Genomic DNA, 20,537 nt, shown 5'->3' on the forward strand with positions numbered 1-20,537 from the left:
CTCGTTTCATCCCCTGCGCAAGCGGTGCAATTGGTACAGGAAGACGGGCGCGCCTATCATGGCCGTGACGACGCCGACTGGCAGCTGCAAGGGTGCCAGCACGGTGCGCGCCAAGGTATCCGCCAGTACGAGGAAAGTGCCGCCAGCCAGCGCGGCGGCCGGTATCAGCAGGCGGTGATCGGGGCCGCAGGCAAAGCGCAGCGCATGCGGCACGATCAGGCCGACAAAACCCACGCTGCCGGCGCTGGTGACGGCGCTGGCCGTGAGCAGGCCGGAACAGAAGAACAGACCCTTGCGCAGTGCGCCCACGCGCACGCCCAAGGTGCTGGCCGCTTCCGCGTGCAGCGCCATGACGTTCAGCGAGCGCGCGCAGCGCAAGGCAAAGACCAGGGCGCCGGCCAGGACCAGCCACGGCATCAGCCGCGCCGGTGCGCCGGACAGGTCGCCGATCATCCAGAACACCATGCTGCGCAAGCGGCTTTCCGGGGCGATGGACAGCATCAGGGTGACGATGGCCATGCAGGCCGAAGCCAGGATCACGCCCGTCAGCAGCAAGAGCGAGGCGCCGCCTTCGGCCGCCGTGCCGCCGCGCAGGTCGCGCCGGGCAAAGAAGTACAGCAGCATGGAGACGCCGACGGCGCCGGCAAAGGCGGCCGCATCGACCACCCACAGCGCGCACATGAACAGCAGCGCGGCCAGCGCACCGACGGAAGCGCCGGCGGAAATGCCCAGCACGTACGGGTCCGCCAGGGGATTGCGCAGGAGAGCCTGCATCATCAGCCCCGCCAGCGACAGCGCCGCGCCGGTGACAAAGGCGGTCAGCGCGCGGCCCAGGCGCAGGTCGAGCAGGGTGGCGGCGAGAGTGTCTGCCTTGCCCTGCACGACATGGAGCAGGGCGGAAGGCAGGTCGGCGAGCGGGATCGCGATCGAACCGATCATGCCGGAGAAAATCAGGCTGGCAATCGCGCACACGATCAGCACCGTGACGATCACGGTGGCGCGGTGGCGCATATTGCGGAAAAATGGGTGCATGTACTGCCTTAAAAACGGGGACTGCAGAACTGCATCTGCGGGCAATGACAGCAATGCCATCGCCCGCAGCTTACATCATTACTAGGTGCTTATTTCATGCCGTAGCGCACACCGACGAAGACTTTCGAGCCTGGTGTCGCGTAGAAACGGGCCAGTTCGTAGTCCTTGTTGGCGATATTGTTCCAGCGCGCCAGCACCGACCAGTCGCGGGCGAACTGGTAGGTGGCGTACAGATTGACCAGGCCATAGCCGCCCAGGACGTTCTTGTTGGCGGCATCGTCAAAACGCTTGCCCGACAGCTGCCATTCGGCACCCGAGGTCAGCGCGCCCAGCGTGTAGTCGACGGCGAAGTTGGCGTGTTTCTTGGCGCGGCGTACCAGTTGCTTGTCCTTGGTTTCATCGCGTGGATCTTGCAGGTCGATGTTGCCGCTGACATTGAACGCGCCGAACTTGCGTGCACCCGCAATCGTCAGGCCTTCCAGCAGCGCCTTGTTGACGTTGTAGGCGCAGCCGTAGCCGGTGAACAGCGGATCTGGACAAGGCGATGTATTGAGCAGCAGGTCGGTGACCTTGTTGTGGTAGTAGCTGGCGCTCAGTTTCGATACGCCGTCGTCGTAACGCAGACCCACTTCGGCATTGCGGCCCTGTTCCGGCTTGTTCGACGCCAGGCCATAGCCTGGGTAGTACAGTTCATTGAAGGTCGGTGCGCGGAAGCTGGTGCCGTAGCTGGCGCTGGCGCGCAGTGCGTTGGTGATGCGGTAGCCGTAGGCGACGCTGCCCGTGTTGTGCGTGCCGAATGCGGAACTGTCGTCACTGCGGCCGCTGATGTTGAACAGATGCGCGCCGCGCACCATGTTGTACGCCGCTGCGAAGGACTTAGTATGGCGTGCGCCTGTGACTTCCGGCGTGCTGCTCGAGGTGACGTCTTCATCGCGGTAGCTGGCCAGCAGCTGCAGGTTGTCGCGCCCGATGCGGATGTCGTTCTGCCAGGTCAGGTCGGTCTGCTTGGTGTCGATCTGGCTCTTGCCCCACGAGCCGGCGCTGCTGTCGTCGCCGGCCTTGTCGCGCGCTTCCACATAACGCAGTTCGCTGGTCCAGTTGGGCAGGAACTCATTCTTTGTGAAGACCGAAATGTTTTCCAGCTTCTGGTTGCCGCGTGCATCGTAGCCAGGACCGGCGTCATACTGCGCTTTCAGCTCGCTATTCAGAATGATCAGGCCAACTTCATGGCCTTTGGCCATCTGATAGCCGAACTGGCCGCTGAAGCTTTCCTTCTCGTAGCCGTCTTTGTCTGGATTGTAGGTGTACTCAGGCGATGCACCGATCTTCGAGGCCGAGAAGCCATCCGATTTTTCCTTGCCAGCCGCCAGCGCATAGCTGAAGCTGTTCGGACCGCCGGTGGAACCGGCCACTTGGGCTTCGACCTGGCGCGTGTTGTTGCTGCCGTAACCGGCGAAGGCGGAGAAGCGCGTGGCACCGTCGCCTTTCTTCGTGAAGATCTGGATCACGCCGCCGATGGCGTCCGCGCCGTACATGGTGCTCAGTGGGCCGTAGACGATTTCAATGTGGTCGATGCTGGAAAGGGGAAGGGCGCTCCAGTTGGCCGTACCCAAGGTGGACGAGCCTATGCGCACGCCGTCAACCAGCACGATATTCTGGTTGCTGTTCGCGCCGCGGATGAATACGCTGGCAGAGGTGCCCGCGCCGCCGTTACGCGCCACTTCGATGCCGCGTTGTTTTTGCAGCAGATCGACAATCGAGCTGGCGCCCGAACGCGCGATGTCTTCCGAACTGATGGTCTGCGTATCGCTCAATACTTCGCTCAGGTGCTGCGGGTAGCGGTTGGCGGTGACGACGACAGGATCGAAGGTGTCTGGTGTGGCTTGGGCGAAAGCGGCAGGCGCGGCAATGGCTAGCGCGAGCGACGTGAGCGCCGCGTGGCGGGAAACAGCATAGGTCATGATAATTTTCAGTAAGTAATATGCAACCAGCCGACGTCCCCGTAGGCCAGATTGAACAGAAGTGGGAACTGAAGATGACGATCGAAGATGGCCAGGGGCCATTCGGATCGCGAACATCCCCGTTCGCACACTTCCACCTGTCCTGGCCGGTATCCGGGCTGGCAAGTGCGGCTATCCCACCTTCCCATGCTCGATGATTGCAAGCACAGTGGTTGTCAGAGATAGCTTGTCGCCCGCTTCCTGTTGCGAGGGGCGACACTTGCTTACCGTTGCGGGGGCAGCACACGTTCGCCGCGAGTGCGGCATCGTGTTTCCCGTTTAACTGCGCTCATGGACATGAACGCGGGCACCAAAACCCCGCCATTATACGTGCAGTGGGCGTGGACTGTAATGGCTGGCTGGGCGCTTCGATATCAGAAATCGACGACGACCGTCGCACCGTAGGCGATTTTATGGGCGGAACGGGCGGCCAGCAGGGCCGTTTCCTCCAATGGCAGCCGGGCTTGCAATGCCGACAGCAGGCGGATGGTGCCCGCATGGCAGATGATGATGGCCGTTTCGTGTTGTTCGCGCAACAGATCGCCTAAAAACGCATCGACGCGGGCAGCCATCGCCAGCACGTTCTCGCCGCCGCCGGGCCGGTACCAGGCCAGGTCGGCCGCCCAGGCATCGATGTCCGCGCGCGCAATTGCGTGCCAGGGCTGCATTTCCCAAGCGCCAAAATCCATTTCGGCCAGCCGCGCATCAAGGAGCAGGGCGCTGGAGGGCAAGTCTTGCGCCAAGGCTGTCGCCAGGCCGGCGCAGCGGCGCAGCGGACTCGCGTAGAGCGGCACACCGGCTGGCAGCGTTGCTTGCAACCTGGCGCGCACTGTAGCCATTTCATGCGGCGCCACCGCCACGTCGCTGCGGCCATAGCAGGTGCCGCTGGTCACCTGCGGCGTGGGGTGGCGAACGAGGATCAGGCGCATGCTTGTTCAGTAGAAGCGCAATGGAGGTTGAAAACTCGACAGGATGGCAAGATAAATCGCCACTTCCGCCACCTGCTGCACGGCGCCCAGGCAGTCGCCCGTATAGCCTTGCAGGCGGCGCTGGCATTTGCGGCCCAGCCAGAATGCGGCCGCTGCCGCCGCCACGATGGCAAAGACCAGCGTGGCCCAGTCAAATATTCCCAGCAGGCCGCAGGCGATGGCGGGTAGCAGGCCGCAGACGGCGGCGATGATGAATTCTCCCGTAGTCATCTCCTGCGCCATCGGCTTGGCCTTGCCTTCATCGCGCGCATAATCCATGGCCCAGATCAGCGAGACGGCGGCCAGGCGCGAAAGCGGATGGGCGACGAGTAAGGTTGCCACCACCGTGGCAGGCGGCAGCGATGCGAGCGCCGCGCATTTGATGGCCAGCAGGCACAGGATGCCGATGGCGCCATACGCGCCGATGCGCGAATCCTTCATGATTTCCAGCACACGTTCGCGCGTCAGGCCGCCGCCGAAACCGTCGCACATGTCGGCGAAGCCGTCTTCATGAAAGGCGCCCGTCAGGTAGATGCCGGCGGCGACGGCCAGTAGCACGGCCACGGCCGAAGGCAGAAGCCAGCTGGCCAGCAGATACACGGCGCCACTGATGGACGCCACCACCACGCCGACCAATGGAAAGTAGCGCGAAGCGTGCTGCAGCCAGGCCGGTTCGAAACCCACCCAGCGAGGGATGGGCAGGCGCGTGAAGAACTGCAGCGCGATAAAGAACAGGCGGCACTGGTGGATGGCGGCGGAAAAGGGATAGACCATGGTCTTAGTCTGGCGTGGACTTTTCGCTGACCTGGGCCGAGGCAAATGTCGCCATCTCGCGCATGAAGTTGACGGCCGCGTGCAGCAGCGGCAAGGCCAGCGCCGAACCCGTGCCTTCGCCGAGGCGCAAATCGAGGTGCAGTAGCGGACGCGCTCCCAGGCTTTCCAGCAGCTGGCGGTGGCCATTTTCATCGGAGCAGTGCGAAAACACGCAGTAATCGAGAATGGCCGGCTGCAAACGGGCCGCCACCAGCAAAGCGCTGCTGACGATAAAGCCGTCGATCAGCAGAATCATGCGCCGTTCGGCCGCCTTGAGCATGGCGCCGGCCATCATGGCGATCTCGAAACCGCCAAAGGTGGCCAGCACGCCGAGCGGATCGGTGACTGCCGCATGATGGACGACAGCCGCCTCGATCACCTGTTGCTTGTGCAATATCCCTTCCTTCGACAGGCCGGTGCCGGCGCCCACGCAGTCGGCGACGGGCGTGCCGGTCAGCTTGTGCATCAGTGCGGCGGCGGCCGTGGTGTTGCCGATGCCCATTTCGCCAAAGCCCAGCACATTGCCGTCCAGTGTGGCGACGAGGTCCATCCCTGCTTGCATGGTGGCCAGGCATTGCTCCTCACCCATGGCGGGCTCTTTGGCGAAGTTGCGGGTGCCGGGGCCTTGCTTGCGGTCGAGCAAGCCGTCGCGTGGGCCGAAGTCATGGTTCACGCCAGCGTCTACTATATAGAGGGCGCAATCGGCCTGGCGGGCGAAGACATTGATGGCGGCGCCGTTGCCGAGGAAGTTCTCCACCATTTGCCACGTCACGCTTTGCGGATAGGCGGAAATGCCTTCGGCGACGACGCCATGGTCGGCCGCGAAAACGATGATGGCGGGCTGGCGCAATGCCAGTTGCGTGCTTTGCTGGATCAGGCCGATCTGGCGGGCCAGGGTTTCCAGCATGCCGAGACTGCCCAGCGGTTTGGTCTTGCTATTGATGGCGTGTTCGAGGGCGCTGGCCAGTGTTGCATTGGCGGTTGGTGAAATGTGTGGGATAGGCATGGGAATCAGGGTGGATGAGGCAGGGAATTGTCGGTGCTACGATATCACACAGCAATATTTGCCCATCTGCAAATTAGCGCTTGCGAGGCGCGCGGTGCAGGGCTATAATTCGCCCCCTCGCTGAACGACGCATGCAAATGCCGAGTAAAGTAGAGTGAAAAAAGAAGGTTGACGACGTGCTGCAAATGCTTCATACTCTTCCTTCTTCGCAGCTGACAAACACAACGCTTTGTCGATAGCGCGAAAGCAGTACCGAATACAGTTCTTTAACAATTAACAGTCGATAAGTGTGGGCATTTGATGTAAGTGCAGCGATAATCTTCGGATTGTCGTAATACTTAAAATATCAAATGTTCACAAGAAATAATGAAATAGGATACTGCTACGAAAGTAGCCTGTCAGTTTTTTGAGTGAGCGACCCGTCAGCAATGACGGTGCCGGTAAAACGGCAAAGTAACAGAGATTAAACTGAAGAGTTTGATCCTGGCTCAGATTGAACGCTGGCGGCATGCCTTACACATGCAAGTCGAACGGCAGCACGGAGCTTGCTCTGGTGGCGAGTGGCGAACGGGTGAGTAATATATCGGAACGTACCCTAGAGTGGGGGATAACGTAGCGAAAGTTACGCTAATACCGCATACGATCTAAGGATGAAAGTGGGGGATCGCAAGACCTCATGCTCGTGGAGCGGCCGATATCTGATTAGCTAGTTGGTAGGGTAAAAGCCTACCAAGGCATCGATCAGTAGCTGGTCTGAGAGGACGACCAGCCACACTGGAACTGAGACACGGTCCAGACTCCTACGGGAGGCAGCAGTGGGGAATTTTGGACAATGGGCGAAAGCCTGATCCAGCAATGCCGCGTGAGTGAAGAAGGCCTTCGGGTTGTAAAGCTCTTTTGTCAGGGAAGAAACGGTGAGAGCTAATATCTCTTGCTAATGACGGTACCTGAAGAATAAGCACCGGCTAACTACGTGCCAGCAGCCGCGGTAATACGTAGGGTGCAAGCGTTAATCGGAATTACTGGGCGTAAAGCGTGCGCAGGCGGTTTTGTAAGTCTGATGTGAAATCCCCGGGCTCAACCTGGGAATTGCATTGGAGACTGCAAGGCTAGAATCTGGCAGAGGGGGGTAGAATTCCACGTGTAGCAGTGAAATGCGTAGATATGTGGAGGAACACCGATGGCGAAGGCAGCCCCCTGGGTCAAGATTGACGCTCATGCACGAAAGCGTGGGGAGCAAACAGGATTAGATACCCTGGTAGTCCACGCCCTAAACGATGTCTACTAGTTGTCGGGTCTTAATTGACTTGGTAACGCAGCTAACGCGTGAAGTAGACCGCCTGGGGAGTACGGTCGCAAGATTAAAACTCAAAGGAATTGACGGGGACCCGCACAAGCGGTGGATGATGTGGATTAATTCGATGCAACGCGAAAAACCTTACCTACCCTTGACATGGCTGGAATCCCCGAGAGATTGGGGAGTGCTCGAAAGAGAACCAGTACACAGGTGCTGCATGGCTGTCGTCAGCTCGTGTCGTGAGATGTTGGGTTAAGTCCCGCAACGAGCGCAACCCTTGTCATTAGTTGCTACGAAAGGGCACTCTAATGAGACTGCCGGTGACAAACCGGAGGAAGGTGGGGATGACGTCAAGTCCTCATGGCCCTTATGGGTAGGGCTTCACACGTCATACAATGGTACATACAGAGCGCCGCCAACCCGCGAGGGGGAGCTAATCGCAGAAAGTGTATCGTAGTCCGGATTGTAGTCTGCAACTCGACTGCATGAAGTTGGAATCGCTAGTAATCGCGGATCAGCATGTCGCGGTGAATACGTTCCCGGGTCTTGTACACACCGCCCGTCACACCATGGGAGCGGGTTTTACCAGAAGTAGGTAGCTTAACCGCAAGGAGGGCGCTTACCACGGTAGGATTCGTGACTGGGGTGAAGTCGTAACAAGGTAGCCGTATCGGAAGGTGCGGCTGGATCACCTCCTTTCTAGAGTTTGCACGAATCATGTAAATGATTCACGCATCAAATGTTCACACTTATCGGCTGTTATAAGAAGAAGAAACAGTAGTCGTAGTAGTTCCGCGTTGGGGCTGTAGCTCAGCTGGTTAGAGCACCGTGTTGATAACGCGGGGGTCGTTGGTTCGAGTCCAACCAGCCCTACCAGTACAAATCTCAGGGGGATTAGCTCAGCTGGGAGAGCACCTGCTTTGCAAGCAGGGGGTCGTCGGTTCGATCCCGTCATCCTCCACCAAAGTTTTACTCGAAAGTGCAAACGTAAGCCGGTCAACAAGACTGTGGTTTAGGTTTGATCTTTTAGCGATCAAAGCTGTTTCGTTCTTTAACAATCTGGAAGAAGTAAAGATTATTTATTGATCAAGTCTATGCGTGCAGCAATGCATGAGGCGACTTGATGGGTAATGATTGTATGTATCAACAAACAAGCAACAACGTTGTACTTTCTTATCCCTGTAGCGCTCTTTGATGACTTCGGTCTTCAGAGGCTAACGTTATAGGGACAAGCGAATAAGTGCACATGGTGGATGCCTTGGCGATTACAGGCGATGAAGGACGTAGTAGCTTGCGATAAGCTGCGGGGAGTGAGCAAACACACTTTGATCCGCAGATTTCCGAATGGGGCAACCCACCCTTTTAGGGTATTGCATACTGAATACATAGGTATGCAAGGCGAACGCGGCGAACTGAAACATCTAAGTAGCTGCAGGAAAAGAAATCAACCGAGATTCCCAAAGTAGCGGCGAGCGAAATGGGAAGAGCCTGTACGTGATAGTCGGACCGATAACAGAATCCTCTGGAAATAGGAGCCATAGTGGGTGATAGCCCCGTATGTGAAATCGGACCGGTGATACTAAGCGTACGACAAGTAGGGCGGGACACGTGACATCCTGTCTGAATATGGGGGGACCATCCTCCAAGGCTAAATACTCGTAATCGACCGATAGTGAACCAGTACCGTGAGGGAAAGGCGAAAAGAACCCCGGAAGGGGAGTGAAATAGATCCTGAAACCGTGTGCATACAAACAGTAGGAGCGGACTTGTTCCGTGACTGCGTACCTTTTGTATAATGGGTCAGCGACTTACATTCAGTGGCAAGGTTAACCGAATAGGGAAGCCGTAGAGAAATCGAGTCCGAATAGGGCGATCAGTCGCTGGGTGTAGACCCGAAACCAAGTGATCTACTCATGGCCAGGATGAAGGTGCGGTAACACGCCCTGGAGGTCCGAACCCACTAATGTTGAAAAATTAGGGGATGAGCTGTGGGTAGGGGTGAAAGGCTAAACAAACTTGGAAATAGCTGGTTCTCTCCGAAAACTATTTAGGTAGTGCCTCAAGTATCACCATCGGGGGTAGAGCACTGTTATGGCTAGGGGGTCATTGCGACTTACCAAACCATTGCAAACTCCGAATACCGATGAGTGCGAGCTTGGGAGACAGACGTCGGGTGCTAACGTCCGGCGTCAAGAGGGAAACAACCCAGACCGCCAGCTAAGGTCCCAAAGATTGGCTAAGTGGAAAACGAAGTGGGAAGGCTAAAACAGTCAGGATGTTGGCTTAGAAGCAGCCATCATTTAAAGAAAGCGTAATAGCTCACTGATCGAGTCGTCCTGCGCGGAAGATGTAACGGGGCTAAGCCAGTCACCGAAGCTGCGGATATCTAGCAATAGATATGGTAGGAGAGCGTTCTGTAAGCCTGCGAAGGTGTCTTGTAAAGGATGCTGGAGGTATCAGAAGTGCGAATGCTGACATGAGTAGCGATAATGGGGGTGAAAAGCCTCCACGCCGTAAGCCCAAGGTTTCCTGTTCAACGTTCATCGGAGCAGGGTGAGTCGGCCCCTAAGGCGAGGCAGAGATGCGTAGCTGATGGGAAGCAGGTTAATATTCCTGCACCGTCGTATGATGCGATGGGGGGACGGATCGCGGAAGGTTGTCTGACTGTTGGAATAGTCAGTTTCTGTCTCATAGAAGGCGCTTAGGCAAATCCGGGCGCGCAATTCAAGGGGATGGGACGAGTGAACTTGTTCACGAAGCAATCGGAAGTGGTTCCAAGAAAAGCCTCTAAGCTTCAGTCATACGAGACCGTACCGCAAACCGACACAGGTGGGCGAGATGAGTATTCTAAGGCGCTTGAGAGAACTCGGGAGAAGGAACTCGGCAAATTGGTACCGTAACTTCGGGAAAAGGTACGCCCCGGTAGCTTGATTGGTTTACTCCATGAGGGTGAAAGGGTTGCAATAAACTGGTGGCTGCGACTGTTTAATAAAAACACAGCACTCTGCAAACACGAAAGTGGACGTATAGGGTGTGACGCCTGCCCGGTGCTGGAAGATTAAATGATGGGGTGCAAGCTCTTGATTGAAGTCCCAGTAAACGGCGGCCGTAACTATAACGGTCCTAAGGTAGCGAAATTCCTTGTCGGGTAAGTTCCGACCTGCACGAATGGCGTAACGATGGCCACACTGTCTCCTCCCGAGACTCAGCGAAGTTGAAATGTTTGTGATGATGCAATCTACCCGCGGCTAGACGGAAAGACCCCATGAACCTTTACTGTAGCTTTGCATTGGACTTTGAACCAATCTGTGTAGGATAGGTGGGAGGCTTTGAAGCGGGGACGCTAGTTCTCGTGGAGCCAACCTTGAAATACCACCCTGGTTTGTTTGAGGTTCTAACCTTGGTCCGTTATCCGGATCGGGGACAGTGCATGGTAGGCAGTTTGACTGGGGCGGTCTCCTCCTAAAGTGTAACGGAGGAGTTCGAAGGTACGCTAGATACGGTCGGACATCGTGTTGATAGTGCAATGGCATAAGCGTGCTTAACTGCGAGACTGACAAGTCGAGCAGGTACGAAAGTAGGACATAGTGATCCGGTGGTTCTGTATGGAAGGGCCATCGCTCAACGGATAAAAGGTACTCTGGGGATAACAGGCTGATTCCTCCCAAGAGTTCATATCGACGGGGGAGTTTGGCACCTCGATGTCGGCTCATCACATCCTGGGGCTGTAGCCGGTCCCAAGGGTATGGCTGTTCGCCATTTAAAGTGGTACGTGAGCTGGGTTTAAAACGTCGTGAGACAGTTTGGTCCCTATCTGCCGTGGGCGTTGGAAATTTGAAGGGGGCTGCTCCTAGTACGAGAGGACCGGAGTGGACGAACCTCTGGTGTACCGGTTGTCACGCCAGTGGCATTGCCGGGTAGCTAAGTTCGGAAGAGATAACCGCTGAAAGCATCTAAGCGGGAAACTTGCCTTGAGATGAGATTTCCCAGAGCCTTGAGCTCTTTGAAGGGTCGTTCGAGACCAGGACGTTGATAGGCTGGGTGTGGAAGTGCAGTAATGCATTAAGCTAACCAGTACTAATTGCCCGTACGGCTTGTCCCTATAACCTTAGCAGGTACAGAGGATAAGACGGTACAACGTTGCGTGTGTGTTGATACTACCAGTCATTACCCCAATCTTTGCTTCTTCCAGATTCAGGCTTTGTCGCTCAACCGAGGACAAATGCCAGTACAAGTTATGCCTGATGACCATAGCAAGTTGGTCCCACCCCTTCCCATCCCGAACAGGACCGTGAAACAACTTTGCGCCGATGATAGTGCTGCAACCAGTGTGAAAGTAGGTTATCGTCAGGCTTGTTATTCGAAAAAACCCCTTCCGGTGATCCGGTTGGGGTTTTTTTACGTCTGGTGGTTTGTTTGGTGCTGTCGGCTTACGCGCGCGGTGACACAAATACGTGTTGCAGCTGTTCCAAATTGATACATGGACAGCCGGATGTGGGGCATATACGCATGGCATGGCATTTGCTCTTCTTGGGTATTCACTAAAAAACCAAGGAGACCAGCATGACCTATTCCATTCGTACCCTGCTCGGCGTGGCGGCCGCCGGTGCCGTTGCCCTCACTTCCCTGCTGACCTTGCCGCATGCCTATGCGCATGGCAACGTCACGCCGCAAGGCGTCGACACCACCGGCTTGCCCAAGGTGGGCGACAAGTGGCTCGAGCAAAACCCGTATCGGGGCAACAAGCTGGCCTTGACGGTGGGCACATCGGCCTACAACCAGAATTGCGCCCGCTGCCACGGCATCGAAGCCATCTCGGGCGGCATCGCGCCGGACTTGCGCCAGCTCGACCGCGATTGTTTCAGTATCAAGAATGAGACAAAGAAACAGGCTTGCTACAAGGAGACGGACAATTACTACCTGACCACCATCCGCCACGGTAAAGTGCGCAATGGCGCCGTGTACATGCCGCCGTTCGAAGGCGTGTTCAACCAGGAAGCCATGTGGGCCATCAAGACCTATCTGGAAACCCGTAGAGAATCCAATTAAGTCGAACTGATCACGAAGGAGTCCCATGCGTTCATTTCAACTCCGGGGCGTGCGCGCGATGATCTCGCTCGCTTGCCTGGCGCTGTGCGCAGCCGCGCCGGCGCACGCCGACTGGCAGAAAGTGCAACAGTCGGGCAGCCTGAAAGTGGCTGTATATAACGAGTTCGCGCCGTTTTCCGACAAGGGTGTAGGGATCGATATCGACATCGCCGAAGCGCTGGCGAAAAAGCTGGGGCTGAAACTGAGTTTGCTGCCATTTCCCGCCGGCGAAAATCTGAACGACGATTTGCGCAATATGGTGTGGAAGGGGCATTACCTCGGTTATGGCCCCGCCGACGTGATGCTGCATGTGCCAGTCGACAAGAAGTTGATGGCTGACAATGACAAGGTTGAGATCTTCGCGCCGTACTACGTGGAAACCGTGCGCCTGGTGCGCAGCGCGCAAGCCGTGCCGCAATTCGATGGCGTCGCTTCGCTGGCCGGCAAGCGTATCGGCGTGGAAAAGGTGTCGATCGCGGCCATGCTGATGCTGGGCGAAGACAATGGCAAATACCGCGACGATGTGCGCATCTTCGATACGGCCGCCGAAGCCTTGCAGCAATTGCAGGCAGGCAAGCTCGACGCCGTGCTGGCGAATCGTTCGGAAATCGAATCGGTGCTGAAAAGCGATCCCGCTTTCCCCTTGAGCGAAGTGGCGTTCGCCCGCTTGCCGCGTGCTGGCTGGGCCGTGGGCCTGGCCGTCAGCCGCCAGCAGCTCGACGTGGCCAAGTTGCTGCAGGCAGCCATGAACGAGATGGCGGCCAGCGGCGAATTGAAAACCATCTTTGAAAAGTATGGCGTGAAGGAAGCGCGGCCCTGAAGTAGCTTGCTCTGGTTTACAAGCCCGCGCATCGGAAGAGGCGCGGGCTTTTTAGTTTTAGAAACTATATTGGGCGCTGACACCCAGCAGCCAGTTACGTCCCGGCGCCGCTTCATAGTAGCGCTTGTTGCTGTCACCGACGATGACGGAGCCCACGTAGGTTTTGTCGAAAAGATTGTTCAGGCGGGCAAATTCCTTGAAGCGCCAGTTCCCCACGTTTTGTTTGGCGTTGAAGCGCGCATTGAACACCGAGTAGCCGGGCGCCGGTTTTTCGATGTTGCTGTCTTCCGCGTAGACCTGGTTGCTGGCCACGCTTTCCAGCGCCGCGCCAAAGCGGTCGAACGTATCTTTCCACGCCAGTTCCGCGAACAGGTTGGCGCTGGGCACGCCAGGCAAACGGCTGCCTTCGCGCACGCTGCCAAACGCTTGGTCATACACGGCGTGCAGGCTGGTCAGTGCTACTTTTGCCGTGAAACCATATGGCAAGTTCGAGTCCAGCGACACTTCCATACCCTGGCGCAAGGTTTTACCTGCATTGCGATAGCTGGTGCGCCCGCCGCTGGACTTGTCGACCACCAGTTCGTCGTTGGTTTTGATCTGGAACACGGCCGCGTTTACGTGGGTGTTGTTGGCGATTCTGGCCTTGATGCCTGCTTCCAGGTTGGTGCTGGTGGCCGGTTTCAGCTGGTAATTGAAGCCGCCGCCCGTGCCCGAGTAAAACAGTTCATTCAGGGTGGGCGCTTCGAAGCCGCGCGCGGCGCTGGCGTACACGTTGACGTTCGGCGTCAGTTTATACAGCAGACCCAGCACCGGTGTCGTGTGGCTGAACTCGAGGCTGCCGCTGTCGTTGCCATTGCCGAGATAGTGGTCGTTGACCGACACTTTCATCTTGCTGTAGCGCACACCTGCGCTGAGCAGCCACGGTCCGCTTTGCCATTCCATCTGGAGATACGGATCGAGGCTGGAGACGACGTCCTGCTCGTCGCGGCGCAGCTTGCCTTTCACGCCAAACGTGTTGCCGATGTAATTTTCATAGCCGGTGCGGTCATCGCTGGAGCGGCCGTAATCGATGCCGATGGTGGTGCTCAGCTTGCCGCCTGCCAGCTGGTTCACGTGCAGCCAGTTGGTGTCGATGCCGTAGAACTCACGCTGGAAGTCGACCACGCCACCTGAATGGCTGGCCGGCGCCTGGAAGCCTTTGGTAAAAGCCTGGTACTGGATCACGTCGCGATTGCCGCCATACACCATCACATGCAGGCGGTCGTCGCCGAACGACTGTTCATAGGTGGCGCCGATTTGCTGGTGGTCGATGCTCTTGCGCGTGTTGTAGCGCTCGGCCAGGGTGCGCTTCGGGTTTTGCGTGTCGCTCGCATCGGTTTCGCCGGCGCGCGGGTCGCGGGCAAACGTGGCCCAGGTGGCGCCCAGCGGATCTTGCGTGTTGCCCTGATGCAGGCTGTTGGCGACGATGGTCAGCTTGCTGTCCGCCGTCGGCTTGACGGTGATCTTGCCGAATGCCTGTTCGCGCGTGGCGGCGCTGTGGTCGCGGAAACCATCGGTGCGGAAGCGCGAGCCGTCGAGCACGTAGCCGATGCCGCCTGCCTGGCCTTGCGCCGTCAAGTCCACCTTGTTGGTGCCGTAGCTGCCGCCCACCACATTTAATTCGACGGACGGGGGATTTTGTCCATCCTTGGAAAACAGCTGGATTACGCCGCCCGAATGGTTGCCGTAGATGGCAGAAAACGGTCCGCGCAGCACTTCGATGCGCTCGGCCGTATCGAGATTGAAGGTGGCGGCCTGGCCTTGCCCGTCAGGCATGCTGGCGGGAATGCCATCGCTGATCAGCTTGACGCCGCGCACGCCGAACGCCGAGCGGGCGCCGAAGCCGCGCGACGAGATCTGCAAGTCTTGCGCGTAGTTCTGGCGGTTTTGCACGACCAGGCCCGGCACGGCGGCCAGCGCTTCCGACGCGTTAACGCGGATTTGGCCATCCTGGATGCGGGCGCTGTCGACGACGTCGATCGAGGCCGGCACTTCCTGGCTGGGGTGGGCGATGCGGCTGCCGCTGACGACCACCGTATCCATCAGTTGCCCGTTGGCCGGGGCAGCTGCCTCGGCGGCAAAGACGTGGGGGGCGAGGGTAGCGCTGCCGGCGACAAACAGGCTGGCGATGGTGTTCAGGCGGAAACGGTGCTGCATGCGGATTCTCCAATGTGAATAAAAGCCTGCTTGGTCGCGTGCGCGGCGCAGGTCTGCATAGTTGTATCAAGCAATATGCCTGCCATGTCTCCATTGGTGGGCTGAAATTATACGCGTGTCAGTGGCACGGCGTTTGCATACAGCAATGTTCAGATGCGCCGATGCCGCGCGCTTTTCCTGTGTTTTGCCATCGAAAGGTGATTATGCCCAACTTCTTCTCGCGCTTGCGCCAGGTGTGCTGGCTGCTGCCTGCGCTCGCCAGCAGCGCCCTCCAGGCCGCTCCATTTGCTTATGTTCCCAATGAAAAATCGGGCACCTTGAGCGTGATCGACACGGCGACCGACCAGGTGGTGCGCCAGATTGCAGCCGGCAAGCGTCCGCGCGGCATCGCCGCCGACCCCACCGGGCGGCAATTGTTTGTCACGGACGCCGCCAGCAGCGCCTTGCTGCTGATCGATAACGCTGGCGACGCGCCCGTGCGCACGGTGGCGCTGGGCAAGTCGCCCGAAGGCGTCAGCGCCTCGCAAGATGGTAGTCACGTGGCCGTGGCCGTCGAGGAAAACAATAGCGTGGCCTTGCTCGATGGCCATACCGGTACTTTGCTCGCCGATATCAAGGTACAGGGACGCAACCCGGAACATGCCGTCTTCAGCCCCGATGGGCGCTGGCTGCTGGTCAGCGCGGAAGAGGCTGAACAAGTCGATGTCATCGATGTGGCGCAGCGCCGCCAGGTGGCGTCCATCGCCGTGGGACTGCGTCCGCGCGGCATCGGTTTCAGTCCGGACTCGGGCCGCGCCTACGTGGCGTGCGAACTGGTCAATGCCGTCTACGTCATCGACATGGCCGAGCGCAAGGCCATTGCCACCATTCCTGCAGGCAAGAATGCGAATGGCATCGTGGTCCATCCCAGCGGCAAGCAGGTGTATGTCTCGAACGGTATCGATGGCACGGTGATGGTGATCGACACGGCCAGCAACGAGGTCACGGCCACCATTCCCGTTGGCAAGCGCCCGTGGAACATGGCCATCACGCCCGATGGCGCCAAGCTGTATGTGGCCAATGGCCGTTCGAACAGCGTTTCCGTCATCGACACGGCCAGCGCGCGCAAGGTGGCCGATATTGCCGTAGGTGAATTGCCATGGGGCGTGGTGATTCGTTGATGGCACAGGAACAGGTGTTCCAGTCTGGTACACCTGTTCCATTGTGCAGCGGCTCGAGACGGAGCATGCGCAGGGMAGCGCACCGGTATTGACGCCACGCCCTTGTAACAAGGGGAAAAGCGGCTAAGTTTGTAGTGGGATGGCGAGCTGGCACGGCATTTGCGGAAGACTCCGTGTACTCACCCCATCTGTACCAGGACGTTTGATTTTAATTACAGTAATTCCATTCTAATTAACCCGATAGAGGACGACATGAATCTCGCAGACATCAGCAAACTGGGCGTAGCCAATCCCTTCAAACAACGCTATGACAATTACATCGGCGGAAAATTCGTTGCCCCGGTAAAAGGTGAATACTTTCCTAACATCACGCCGATCACGGGCTTGCCATTTTGCGAAATCGCCCGTTCCACGGCGGAAGACGTCGAGCTGGCCTTGGACGCGGCCCATGCCGCCAAGGATGCCTGGGGCAAGACGTCGCCTGCCGAGCGCGCCAATATCCTGAACCGCATCGCCGACCGCATCGAACAGAACCTGAGCCTGATCGCCACGGCGGAAACTATCGACAACGGCAAGCCGATCCGCGAAACGATGAACGCCGACATTCCGCTGGCTATCGACCATTTCCGTTATTTCGCCGGCTGCATCCGCGCGCAAGAAGGTTCCGTCGCGCAAATCGATGCGGAAACCTATGCCTACCACTACCACGAGCCGCTCGGCGTCGTGGGCCAGATCATTCCGTGGAATTTCCCGATTTTGATGGCCGTGTGGAAACTGGCGCCAGCCTTGGCCGCCGGCAATTGCGTGGTGCTCAAACCGGCTGAGCAGACGCCGGCTTCCATCATGGTGTTGATCGAGCTGATCGGCGACCTGCTGCCGCCGGGCGTGCTGAACATCATCAACGGTTTCGGCCTGGAAGCGGGCAAGCCGCTGGCGTCGAGCAAGCGCATCGCCAAGATCGCCTTCACGGGCGAAACGGGCACGGGCCGCTTGATCATGGGTTATGCCGCGCAAAACCTGATTCCCGTCACCCTGGAGCTGGGCGGCAAGTCGCCGAACATCTTCTTTGAAGACGTGATGGATGCGGACGACGAGTATTTCGACAAGTGCCTGGAAGGTTTTGCCATGTTCGCGCTGAACCAGGGCGAGGTGTGCACCTGCCCATCGCGCGTGCTGATCCAGGAATCGATCTACGAGAAATTCATCGAACGTGCCTTGAAGCGCGTGGCCGCCATCAAGCAGGGCAATCCGCTCGACTCGTCCACCATGATCGGCGCGCAGGCGTCGCAGGAGCAGCTGGAAAAAATCCTGTCCTATCTCGACATCGGCCGCCAGGAAGGCGCCGAAGTGCTGGCCGGCGGCGAGCGCAACACGCAGGCGGGCGACCTGGAAGGCGGTTACTACGTGCGTCCGACCGTGTTCAAGGGCAACAACAAGATGCGCATCTTCCAGGAAGAAATCTTTGGACCGGTCGTGTCCGTGACCACTTTCAAGGATGAGGCCGAGGCGCTGTCGATTGCCAACGATACCTTGTACGGCCTGGGCGCCGGCTTGTGGACGCGCGACGGTTCGCGCGCCTTCCGCATGGGACGCGCCATCCAGGCGGGCCGCGTGTGGACCAATTGCTACCACCTGTATCCGGCCCACGCCGCATTCGGCGGCTACAAGCAATCGGGTATCGGCCGCGAAAACCACAAGATGATGCTCGATCACTACCAGCAAACGAAGAACTTGCTGGTGAGCTATAGCCCGAAAGCGCTGGGCTTCTTCTAAACCGGTACACGCGCCGCGCCTGTCGTCCGGGCGCGGCGCGCAGAAAGGGATGCCATGAGTGCAGCAATTGCCCGGGTGGTCGCCACCGATGCGGCGCTGGAAATGATGGACAAGTTGCGCCAACGTCACGGCCCGCTGATGTTTTTCCAGTCGGGCGGTTGCTGCGATGGCAGCGCGCCCATGTGCTACGCGCTGGGCGAGTTCGATGTCAGTGATACCGATATCTATCTTGGCAATTTGAATGGCACACCGTTCTACATGGGACTCGAGCAGTTCGAGTACTGGGAGCATACCCAGTTGATTATCGATGTGGTTGATGGCAATGGCGGCATGTTTTCACTCGACAACGGCACGGGCAAGCGCTTTTTGACGCGCTCGCGCCTGTTCACCGATGAAGAGTGCGCCTTGCTGCATGCTCAGCCGCATGAACACCGCAAGACTTGATACACACACATACTAATAAAACAGAGGGAGATGATTGTGCAGAAAAAAATCATGGGGATCGTCATCGGTTTGAGTCTGGCATCGCTGGCCCAGGCGGCTGACGTGGGCAATGTCACCAATGCCATGCTCGACAGCACGGCGAAGAATCCAGCCAGCGTCCTGTCGTTCGGCATGGGCACGCAGGGCCAGCGCTATTCGCCGTTGACGCAGATCAATGACAAGACCGTGGCCAAGCTGGTGCCGGCCTGGTCGTTCTCGTTTGGCGGAGAAAAACAGCGTGGCCAGGAATCGCAGCCGCTGATTCACAACGGCAAGATGTTCGTCACGGCATCGTATTCGCGCATCTTTGCCGTCGACTTGAAAACGGGCGCCAAGCTGTGGAAATATGAGCATCGCTTGCCGGACGGCATCATGCCCTGCTGCGACGTGGTCAACCGCGGTGCGGCCCTGTACGGCAACCTGGTGATTTTCGGCACGCTCGACGCCTATCTCGTGGCGCTGGACCAGAACACGGGCAAGATCGTCTGGAAAGAAAAGGTCGACGATTATGCGGCCGGCTACTCGATGACGGCCGCGCCGCTGATCGCCGAAGGCTTGCTGCTGACGGGCGTGTCGGGAGGCGAATTCGGTATCGTGGGCCGGGTCGAAGCGCGTAACCCGATGACGGGCGACCTCGTGTGGAGCCGTCCGACGGTAGAGGGCCATATGGGCCACCGCTACGACAAGGATGGCAAGGCGATCGACAATGGCGTGTCCGGCACCGCGAACAAAACGTGGCCCGGCGATCTGTGGAAAACGGGCGGCGCCTCGACATGGATGGGCGGCACCTACGATCCGCAAACCAAGCTCGCCTACTTTGGCACCGGCAACCCGGCGCCATGGAACAGCCACTTGCGCCCCGGCGACAATCTGTACTCGTCGTCCACCGTGGCGCTCGACGTGAAAACGGGCCAGATCAAGTGGGCGTATCAAAACACGCCGAACGATGCCTGGGATTTTGACGGCGCCAACGAATTCGTCACCTTCGATATGGATGGCAAGCGCTACGGCGGCAAGGCCGACCGCAACGGTTTCTTTTATGTGATCGACGCCAACACGGGCAAGCTGCAGAACGCCTTTCCGTTTGTGAAGAAAATCACCTGGGCCAGCAGCATCGACCTGAAGACGGGCCGGCCGAACTTCATTCCCGCAGGCCGCCCCGGCGACCCGACCAAGGGAGAGGAAGGCAAGAAGGGTACGACCGTGTTTGCCGCGCCCGCTTTCCTCGGCGCCAAAAACCAGATGCCGATGGCCTACTCGCCGCAAACCAAGCTGTTCTACGTGCCGGCGAACGAATGGGGCATGGATATCTGGAACGAGCCGATCAGTTACAAGAAGGGCGGCGCTTTCCTCGGTGCCGGTTTCACCATCAAGCCTTTGTTTGACGATTATATCGGCGCCATGCGCGCCGTCGATCCGAAGACGGGCAAGATCGTCTGGGAAATCAAGAACAACGCGCCGCTGTGGGGCGGCGTGATGAGTACGGCAGGCAACCTGGTGTTCTACGGCACGCCGGAAGGCTTCCTGAAAGCCGTCGATGCGAAGACGGGCAAGGAGCTGTGGAAATTCCAGACGGGCTCGGGCGTCGTGGCGCCGCCCGTCACCTGGCAGGATGGCGACACGCAATATGTGGCCGTCGTATCAGGCTGGGGTGGCGCGGTGCCGCTGTGGGGCGGCGAAGTGGCGAAGAAGGTCAACTTCCTGGAGCAGGGCGGTTCCGTGTGGGTCTTCAAGCTGGCATCGAAGTAACGGGGTGAAGCACCCGGGCCACACGGATGGGTGTCTCCCTGTCCGCCGGGTGTTTTCTTTTTGCTGACGGCCCAGGCCGTCAGTTTTTTGTTTACCTGGATGGCCGATACGCATACTTGCGGTCAAAAAATGAACACTGTCAGTGGCGATTG

Annotated in this window: 12 protein-coding genes, 2 tRNA genes, 3 rRNA genes and 1 riboswitch; of the genes, 11 read left to right on the forward strand and 6 right to left on the reverse strand. The window is 58.4% G+C overall.

Annotation, left to right across the window (positions count from 1 at the left end; translation table 11 throughout):
• Window positions 1-6 precede the first annotated feature (6 nt).
• The 5 genes from AC4BCN_RS06175 to cobT form a co-directional block, all read right to left on the reverse strand.
• Window positions 7-1,032, reverse strand: a complete 1,026-nt coding sequence (locus AC4BCN_RS06175; protein WP_490492810.1) for a FecCD family ABC transporter permease — start codon at window positions 1,030-1,032, stop codon at window positions 7-9.
• 89 nt (window positions 1,033-1,121) lie between these two features.
• On the reverse strand, window positions 1,122-2,993 hold the full coding sequence (locus AC4BCN_RS06180) for a TonB-dependent receptor domain-containing protein (RefSeq protein WP_490492811.1): 1,872 nt from the start codon (window positions 2,991-2,993) through the stop codon (window positions 1,122-1,124).
• Window positions 2,994-3,120: 127 nt separating this feature from the next.
• Window positions 3,121-3,362, reverse strand: a riboswitch (cobalamin riboswitch).
• Window positions 3,363-3,406: 44 nt separating this feature from the next.
• Complete coding sequence (locus AC4BCN_RS06185; protein WP_490492812.1) at window positions 3,407-3,961, reverse strand: histidine phosphatase family protein; 555 nt, start codon at window positions 3,959-3,961, stop codon at window positions 3,407-3,409.
• Between the two features lie 6 nt (window positions 3,962-3,967).
• Window positions 3,968-4,774 (reverse strand): adenosylcobinamide-GDP ribazoletransferase, encoded by an 807-nt coding sequence (locus AC4BCN_RS06190; RefSeq protein ID WP_490492813.1) that lies wholly within the window; start codon window positions 4,772-4,774, stop codon window positions 3,968-3,970.
• A gap of 4 nt (window positions 4,775-4,778) precedes the next feature.
• A complete protein-coding gene (gene cobT, locus AC4BCN_RS06195; protein WP_490492814.1) occupies window positions 4,779-5,819 on the reverse strand; it encodes a nicotinate-nucleotide--dimethylbenzimidazole phosphoribosyltransferase in 1,041 nt (346 codons plus the stop codon).
• 465 nt (window positions 5,820-6,284) lie between these two features.
• On the opposite strand from cobT, the gene AC4BCN_RS06200 reads away from it, so the two are divergent.
• The 7 genes from AC4BCN_RS06200 to AC4BCN_RS06230 all read left to right on the forward strand — a co-directional run bounded on the left by AC4BCN_RS06200 (window position 6,285) and on the right by AC4BCN_RS06230 (window position 13,024).
• Window positions 6,285-7,815: ribosomal RNA gene (locus AC4BCN_RS06200) — 16S ribosomal RNA — on the forward strand.
• Window positions 7,816-7,915: 100 nt separating this feature from the next.
• Window positions 7,916-7,992: transfer RNA gene (locus AC4BCN_RS06205), tRNA-Ile, on the forward strand.
• Window positions 7,993-8,004: 12 nt separating this feature from the next.
• Window positions 8,005-8,080, forward strand: a tRNA-Ala gene (locus AC4BCN_RS06210).
• A 262-nt stretch (window positions 8,081-8,342) separates the two neighbouring features.
• Window positions 8,343-11,218, forward strand: a 23S ribosomal RNA gene (locus AC4BCN_RS06215).
• Between the two features lie 138 nt (window positions 11,219-11,356).
• A 5S ribosomal RNA gene (rrf, locus tag AC4BCN_RS06220) occupies window positions 11,357-11,469 on the forward strand.
• The 16S, 23S and 5S rRNA genes sit together here with 2 tRNA genes alongside, the layout of an rRNA operon.
• Before the next feature lie 210 nt (window positions 11,470-11,679).
• A complete protein-coding gene (gene pedF, locus AC4BCN_RS06225; protein ID WP_128140523.1) occupies window positions 11,680-12,165 on the forward strand; it encodes a cytochrome c-550 PedF in 486 nt (161 codons plus the stop codon).
• A 25-nt stretch (window positions 12,166-12,190) separates the two neighbouring features.
• Window positions 12,191-13,024 (forward strand): substrate-binding periplasmic protein, encoded by an 834-nt coding sequence (locus tag AC4BCN_RS06230; RefSeq protein ID WP_139092822.1) that lies wholly within the window; start codon window positions 12,191-12,193, stop codon window positions 13,022-13,024.
• A 57-nt stretch (window positions 13,025-13,081) separates the two neighbouring features.
• On the opposite strand, the gene AC4BCN_RS06235 is transcribed toward AC4BCN_RS06230, so the two are convergent.
• Entirely contained in the window at window positions 13,082-15,220 is a 2,139-nt protein-coding gene (locus AC4BCN_RS06235) for a TonB-dependent receptor family protein (RefSeq protein ID WP_490492815.1), read from the reverse strand.
• A 203-nt stretch (window positions 15,221-15,423) separates the two neighbouring features.
• On the opposite strand from AC4BCN_RS06235, the gene AC4BCN_RS06240 reads away from it, so the two are divergent.
• From AC4BCN_RS06240 to AC4BCN_RS06255, 4 genes are all read left to right on the forward strand, one after another.
• A complete protein-coding gene (locus AC4BCN_RS06240; RefSeq protein ID WP_490492816.1) occupies window positions 15,424-16,380 on the forward strand; it encodes a beta-propeller fold lactonase family protein in 957 nt (318 codons plus the stop codon).
• A 252-nt stretch (window positions 16,381-16,632) separates the two neighbouring features.
• Complete coding sequence (gene adh, locus AC4BCN_RS06245; RefSeq protein WP_490492817.1) at window positions 16,633-18,153, forward strand: aldehyde dehydrogenase; 1,521 nt, start codon at window positions 16,633-16,635, stop codon at window positions 18,151-18,153.
• 54 nt (window positions 18,154-18,207) lie between these two features.
• Entirely contained in the window at window positions 18,208-18,597 is a 390-nt protein-coding gene (locus AC4BCN_RS06250; RefSeq protein WP_034756816.1) for a DUF779 domain-containing protein, read from the forward strand.
• Window positions 18,598-18,648: 51 nt separating this feature from the next.
• On the forward strand, window positions 18,649-20,385 hold the full coding sequence (locus AC4BCN_RS06255; protein ID WP_128140518.1) for a PQQ-dependent methanol/ethanol family dehydrogenase: 1,737 nt from the start codon (window positions 18,649-18,651) through the stop codon (window positions 20,383-20,385).
• The last annotated feature ends 152 nt before the right edge of the window (window positions 20,386-20,537 follow it).

It is taken from the genome of Janthinobacterium sp. Bl 1 (assembly GCF_058215535.1).

Bases quoted from the DNA above. Each gene is read 5' to 3' on its own strand.
- AC4BCN_RS06255 (WP_128140518.1), top strand. From the start codon at position 18,649: ATGGGGATCGTCATCGGTTTGAGTCTGGCATCGCTGGCCCAGGCGGCT.
- AC4BCN_RS06250 (WP_034756816.1), top strand. From the start codon at position 18,208: ATGAGTGCAGCAATTGCCCGGGTGGTCGCCACCGATGCGGCGCTGGAA.
- cobT (WP_490492814.1), bottom strand. From the start codon at position 5,819: ATGCCTATCCCACACATTTCACCAACCGCCAATGCAACACTGGCCAGC.
- AC4BCN_RS06175 (WP_490492810.1), bottom strand. From the start codon at position 1,032: ATGCACCCATTTTTCCGCAATATGCGCCACCGCGCCACCGTGATCGTC.
- AC4BCN_RS06235 (WP_490492815.1), bottom strand. From the start codon at position 15,220: ATGCAGCACCGTTTCCGCCTGAACACCATCGCCAGCCTGTTTGTCGCC.
- AC4BCN_RS06180 (WP_490492811.1), bottom strand. From the start codon at position 2,993: ATGACCTATGCTGTTTCCCGCCACGCGGCGCTCACGTCGCTCGCGCTA.
- AC4BCN_RS06190 (WP_490492813.1), bottom strand. From the start codon at position 4,774: ATGGTCTATCCCTTTTCCGCCGCCATCCACCAGTGCCGCCTGTTCTTT.
- AC4BCN_RS06230 (WP_139092822.1), top strand. From the start codon at position 12,191: ATGCGTTCATTTCAACTCCGGGGCGTGCGCGCGATGATCTCGCTCGCT.
- AC4BCN_RS06185 (WP_490492812.1), bottom strand. From the start codon at position 3,961: ATGCGCCTGATCCTCGTTCGCCACCCCACGCCGCAGGTGACCAGCGGC.
- AC4BCN_RS06240 (WP_490492816.1), top strand. From the start codon at position 15,424: ATGCCCAACTTCTTCTCGCGCTTGCGCCAGGTGTGCTGGCTGCTGCCT.
- adh (WP_490492817.1), top strand. From the start codon at position 16,633: ATGAATCTCGCAGACATCAGCAAACTGGGCGTAGCCAATCCCTTCAAA.
- pedF (WP_128140523.1), top strand. From the start codon at position 11,680: ATGACCTATTCCATTCGTACCCTGCTCGGCGTGGCGGCCGCCGGTGCC.